Here is a 5,815-nt window from a genome sequence, read left to right as displayed (position 1 = left end):
AGCAATCTGTTTCTTTTTTTCGTCATTGCGAGTGTAACGAAGCAATCTCATGATTGGAACTACCAAAGTAACAGATTGCCACGTCGTAAAAACTCCTCGCAATGACGTCATTGCGAATGTAACGTAGTGGAATGAAGCAATCTCATGATTAAAACTCCTCGCAATGACGTTGTTTTACTGCAAACGTAAGGGTAGTGAAACGAAGGTGTATCGAGAACAATTCCCCATAAAAACACTTAAATAAATTCATGTTTCTTATTTTTTTCAACAATTTATTTACTTTTCAAAAATATTTGTGAATAAATAAATATTACTAAATAAATTAATTGATTTTTATTTTATTTATCTTTGAAAAGTAAAATTGCAGTGCCCTGGTTCTAAGTTTGAACCTTTATGAAAAAGAAATGAGTACTTTTAGAAAGTCCCTAATTTAATTCATATTTGATGTACTACAAAGACCTCGGAAAAACTTTGATGTGTTTCCGAAAATAAAACAAAAACTATTTTTTGTTTTATATAAAAAAAGTCCTAAAGTTGGAGCTTTAAGACTTTGTATTATGGTAACGCTAAAAGAAGCGAAACATTGGTTATAAGTTCTACAAATGTATAACACTTCTTTTAGCTTACCTAAAATTTTAACAAAAAATTTAGTTCACAAGTAATTGTGAAATGGTAAAGCTATGATGTTCTAATCTAACACATTACATACCTACATTTTTAATTAAAAATGTATTTAAACAACCAAAAAAACGCGGTGTTAAATGTACCAGCAATGGTATAGGTATATTTAAAAGCGTAGTAATAAGGCCTCGTATAACTGCCTATCGTAAAGTTGCACATTATAAAATATAAAATATGTTACATTTAAAGGGCGTTGCCCGTAAAAATCCGCAGGATGACACTGCGGCATCGAAATATTATGCGTACGCAATCACTACAGGAATGGTTGATTTTGAACGACTGGCGTATCTGGTTTCCAACCAATGTACCGTTCGAGTATCGGATTGTTTGGCAGTATTGCGTGCTTTAGAGCACAATATGATGGATGAGCTAGAACAAGGACGCACCGTGCAGTTTGGTGATTTAGGACTCTTTCACATTGGTGTGAGTAGTGAAGGAAAAACAACACCTGAAGAAGTAAATAGCGCCACGGTAAAAGGGGCACGTATGAACTTTAGACCTGCAAAACGTCTACGTAAGATGCTAAAAGGACTGGAGTATAAAATGAGTAACGAATAAACCGCCACTTCTTTTTATATTTTGATAAAATCCTCGATTGTTTTGGCAGTCGAGGATTTTTTTATGCCTTGTTTTTAGGCTATTATTGCTATAGCAAAACCAAATTATCTTCAAGAGATATCAGGTTATCTCTTGATGTTATTGAAATATCTATTGATGGTATCAGATTATCTCTTGATGCTATTGAAATAAGTACAGACCTTGTTTAAAATTGCCTTCATTATCCAAAAATACCCTTACATGTACTTACAAACCCTTTATTTTCATCTATAAAAATTGAGTTCAATGAATGTTTTTTTAAGTTATTCACAATTATTGATGAATTACGCACACTATACGTAGTTTTTAGTGCAATTTTTAGTTTATTTAGGGTGTTTCAATACTTTTTTCCATTGATGAAAAAAGTATTCAAAAAAATCTAGTCTGATGCTTATTTTCTGCTAAATAATTGAAATTTTTTATCCCCCAAGTCCAGACCGTTGCACTCTTCGGACTCTGCTACACCCAACGCTAAATATTTCAAAATTTACCAACGAAAATTAGCATAGGACGTGTTTAAAATATCATCCTCAGCTTGGCTAGGGATCTTCATAATAATGTGTTCCAAACGAACAGGTTTCTAATTAAGTTGGAGATGATGGTTTATTCAAACAATGCTAACACCGTTTGCCAAATAATTTTGATATCTCCCCAAAAAGTATGGTGGTAGTAATACTCTAAATTCAATTGTACTTTGTCTGGGAAAAGTACAGTATCATTATACTGTAATGGATTTTCTTGTTGCTGCAACAGTATTTCTTCTTGGGCGTATTTAATGGCAGCCTTACTTGTTAACCCTGGTTTTAGTTCTAAAACGGCACGTGACTCACCTTGTAAGGTATCATAATACCCTGCAATATCGGGTCTTGGGCCTACTATACTCATAGTATCTTGCAGTACATTGAGCAATTGTGGTAATTCGTCTAACTTATAACGTCTTAAAAAAGCACCTATAGTTGAAATGTTATTGGTAGCAGGATGCATGGTTCTTAACTTGTACATTAAAAAGGGTTTTCCAAACTGCCCAATTCGTTCTTGTAAAAATATTCCATTTGATTGTGTATCTACACAAGCCAACAACCAACTACCTGCCAATATTGGCAGTAGTACCAATAGGCTTATTAATGAGAATAGGAAATCGAATGGTCTTTTTGGCATAAATAGAAACTAAAATTTCTTTTTAATATAATTTTCTAAAATTATATTCTTTAATAAACTCAAAGAATCAATTCTAAATTTAGGTAAATACTCTTTTGAAATAGTTATATTTTGAGAATGAATATTAAACCCATTGTCATTTAAACAAACTGTTAGCCATTCTAATTTATTGGGTGTAATAAAATCTTTCTTAACATTATCACCAACATATATAAAATTAGAATCCTTTCCATATTTATCTACAAAAAACTGGTAGTTTAGGGTACTTGGTTTTTCACTTTCTATCTCTTCTGAAATAATAATATGGTTGAGGTATTTATCAATACCCAAAGCATTTATTTTATTACGCTGTTGAATACTTCTACCATCAGTAATCATGCCAATTTCTGCATTATTTATTTTTAAATATTCTAATAATTCTTTTGTTTCTGGAGAAAGAATTAAATTGGGTTTATGTTCTCTATATTGTTCAATTAAAGCATTTAAAGTAAAAGCTGTTATGCTATATTTTTCTATAATATTTGAAAAAACATTTTTTTTTGCTTGAAACAAAAAGAGCATTTCATTATATAACTCTAATACTGAACATTTCACAGCATCTAACTTTATCAAGTTAATTGCAATTTCAATATATGCTGACTTCAAATAATCTATTTCATTATATAAAGTGTCATCTAAATCAAAAACAATTACAACTTTATTCAACATAATTTTTAATAATTACTTCCTTATCATAACGTAACATCAATACATTACTTTCCCAACTATCAAAATATGATACTTCTTTATTTATAAAATATTCCTCAATTATCCACTTAGGGAAATTTGCCCCAGCCAAATAAGCTAAAGGATAACCACCTCCAAATCTTGGGTTTACTTCTAAGCCCACAATTCTTTTAGATACTTTATTCATAAAAAATTGTGCCGTTAAACAACCCCTTGCACCTTTTATAGTGCCTAAGTGCTTTTTTACATAACCTACAAGTTCATTATTTTCAGTTTTACCTTTATTCACCTCACCATCTCTAACTTCAATACGTTTACGAGGTACTACACATTTTAGTTGATTGTCTTTTCCATAATATAAATCGCACGTAAACTCATCATAAAATAAAGGATTCATGTATTCTAAAAACATGAATTTAGGATTCTTTAAATGAGCATTTGTTATATCCTCCTTTTTTTCAATCAAAAAAGTATCTTTACTTCTACTTCCATCACTTGGCTTGATAAATAAAGGAAAGATTAAATTTGTTTTTGAATATTCCTTTGCTACCTCAATTCCTTTACTTACAAAAAAGGTATGCATTAATCGCTTATCTCTGCAAATAGTAATAATATCTAAAGATGATATAACTGCAGTTATTCCATTAGATTTTAATAATTCACAATTTTCTGCAACTATTTTTAGTTCTGTGTCAATTGTAGGTATTATTAATGAAATGTTATTTTGTTTGCATATTTTTATCAATTTCAGAATATACGTTGAGTCGTTTAAACTCGGTACTTTAAACCACCCATCAGAAATAATACAAGCAGCAGCTAATTGTGGGTTTACATCAGCTGCAAAAACTTTACCTTTTGGATAAATAATTTTTAGTTCTTTTTGGAAAGCTTTTAACAAAGAAACTCTCTTACCTACGGATGTAATTAAAATGTTCATTCTATTTTTTTATTAATTCTTCATAAACTCTTAATGTTTTTTCTGCCATTATATTTGATGTAAAATTATTAATCGCATATTCCCTACCCTTAGAAGCAATAGAAATTCTTTTTTTAACATCCACTATTAGATCTTTTAAAATATAATTTAATTCGATATAATCTTCACTTTTAAATAAACAACCTGTTTCTAAATCAATCATTTGATCAAAAGCTCCTTCTGTCTTAGATCTAACTACACAACAACCAGAAAGCATTGCTTCAATTGATACTAAAGGGAAGCCCTCTAATCTTGATGGTAAAACAAAAATATCCATCATATCATAAAATTGTTTAGGCTTTTGAAAATCAAATTTTGTAATCAAATTTTGAAAACTATACTTAATTATTAACTCCTTTAACCAAATTTCACCTTTAGGCAACCCAGACCCCAAAACTATTATGTGTATATTATTTAATAATTTTTTATTTAAAGATGCTATCGACTTTAATAATACATCATGACCTTTTCTAAAATCAATTGATCCTACAATACCAATAATTATTTTATCACTAGGAATCTTAAACTTATTCTTTAATATTTTTTTTTCTTGATTAGATACTAACTTTGAAAAATTTGAATTCACACCATTAAAAATTAAAGATATTTCGTTTGGAGTATAATTAAATAATTTAACTGATTCATTATAAATTTCTCTGCTTATTGCTATTTCATGCGTAGCTTTTTGGTTTAAAAATGACAATGACAAACCCTTAACATGTGTTGTTTTAATAAACTTTTTATTAAATATTTTTAATATTATTGATAATGCTGGTGTATGTACGTGTATAACTTCTATCTTTAATTTTTTCAACATTTTGTTTGTTTGAAATGAAGAAAAAAAGAGTTCTACTAAATACTTAAGTTTTGATTTAGAATTTAAAGGGTATGAAATATTTATTATTGTAACTCCAATTTCATTAAAGATATTATATAAATCAACTAAAGCCTGGCTTTCAGGATACTCAGGACCTCTAGTAAATAAAAATACCTCATGACCTCTTTTTATAAATTCATTTGATAAATCTATTAAATGTGTTGTAACCCCACTTAAAAAAATTACTCTTGATAAAATTGCTATTTTCATAGTTTATTCCCTTTAAATTTTTCCATAGTTACTGAACTTGTTGATGAAATGCCTTCCTTTACCAAGACCTTTTTAATGGTTAAAAATATGATTTTTATATCCAATAAAAAACTTACATTATTTACATAATAAACATCCATTTCTAGCTTTTTCTGCCAACTAATGGCATTTCTACCATTTACCTGTGCCCATCCTGTAATACCAGGGCGAAGATTATGTCGTTTTTTTTGCTCTTGGTTGTATAAAGACAAGTATTCAGGCAATAAAGGTCTAGGGCCTATTAAACTCATATCTCCTCTTAGTACATTTACTAATTGTGGTAATTCATCTAACGATGTTTTTCGCATAAGGCTTCCTAATTTTGTTAATCGTTCTGCATCCGATTTTAATTTTCCTTGTTTATCTAAAGCATCGGTCATTGTTTTAAACTTTATAATTTTAAACAATTTCTCATGTAACCCAGGTCTAGTTTGAAAAAAGAAAGGGTTTCCTTTATTGTCGAATCCCAAAAATAGTGCTACCAATACGAGTACTGGCGAAAGCAGTACTAATGCAATTAAAGATATGAATATATCTAATATTCGTTTAAA

6 protein-coding genes are annotated in these 5,815 nt (G+C 29.4%); 1 reads left to right on the top strand and 5 read right to left on the bottom strand.

The annotated features are described in order from the left end of the window. Positions 1 to 855: 855 nt before the first annotated feature. Positions 856 to 1,239: an HU family DNA-binding protein gene (locus QM495_RS05805; protein WP_408671169.1), complete on the top strand. Its 384-nt coding sequence runs from the start codon at positions 856 to 858 to the stop codon at positions 1,237 to 1,239. Between the two features lie 642 nt (positions 1,240 to 1,881). Here the strand turns inward: QM495_RS05805 and QM495_RS05800 are convergent. From QM495_RS05800 to QM495_RS05780, 5 genes are all read right to left on the bottom strand, one after another. Then, positions 1,882 to 2,436: a sugar transferase gene (locus QM495_RS05800; RefSeq protein WP_408671168.1), complete on the bottom strand. Its 555-nt coding sequence runs from the start codon at positions 2,434 to 2,436 to the stop codon at positions 1,882 to 1,884. A 9-nt stretch (positions 2,437 to 2,445) separates the two neighbouring features. Next, complete coding sequence (locus tag QM495_RS05795; RefSeq protein ID WP_408671167.1) at positions 2,446 to 3,144, bottom strand: HAD family hydrolase; 699 nt, start codon at positions 3,142 to 3,144, stop codon at positions 2,446 to 2,448. After that, entirely contained in the window at positions 3,134 to 4,099 is a 966-nt protein-coding gene (locus tag QM495_RS05790; protein WP_408671166.1) for an ATP-grasp domain-containing protein, read from the bottom strand. Before QM495_RS05790 ends, QM495_RS05795 begins: the two co-directional genes overlap by 11 nt. A gap of 1 nt (position 4,100) precedes the next feature. Then, complete coding sequence (locus QM495_RS05785; RefSeq protein ID WP_408671165.1) at positions 4,101 to 5,225, bottom strand: glycosyltransferase family 4 protein; 1,125 nt, start codon at positions 5,223 to 5,225, stop codon at positions 4,101 to 4,103. Then, positions 5,222 to 5,815: sugar transferase (locus QM495_RS05780; protein ID WP_408671164.1), on the bottom strand; the 594-nt coding region annotated here is incomplete at its 5' end. The genes QM495_RS05780 and QM495_RS05785, both read right to left, overlap by 4 nt.

This window comes from Lutibacter sp., assembly GCF_046055765.1.
GTDB lineage: Bacteria > Bacteroidota > Bacteroidia > Flavobacteriales > Flavobacteriaceae > Lutibacter.
This window is presented reverse-complemented; position numbering and strand designations above follow the sequence as displayed.

What these genes read in the sequence shown, in the direction of transcription:
- QM495_RS05790 (WP_408671166.1), bottom strand. Translation starts at nt 4,099, where the DNA reads ATGAACATTTTAATTACATCCGTAGGTAAGAGAGTTTCTTTGTTAAAA.
- QM495_RS05805 (WP_408671169.1), top strand. Translation starts at nt 856, where the DNA reads ATGTTACATTTAAAGGGCGTTGCCCGTAAAAATCCGCAGGATGACACT.
- QM495_RS05800 (WP_408671168.1), bottom strand. Translation starts at nt 2,436, where the DNA reads ATGCCAAAAAGACCATTCGATTTCCTATTCTCATTAATAAGCCTATTG.
- QM495_RS05795 (WP_408671167.1), bottom strand. Translation starts at nt 3,144, where the DNA reads ATGTTGAATAAAGTTGTAATTGTTTTTGATTTAGATGACACTTTATAT.
- QM495_RS05785 (WP_408671165.1), bottom strand. Translation starts at nt 5,225, where the DNA reads ATGAAAATAGCAATTTTATCAAGAGTAATTTTTTTAAGTGGGGTTACA.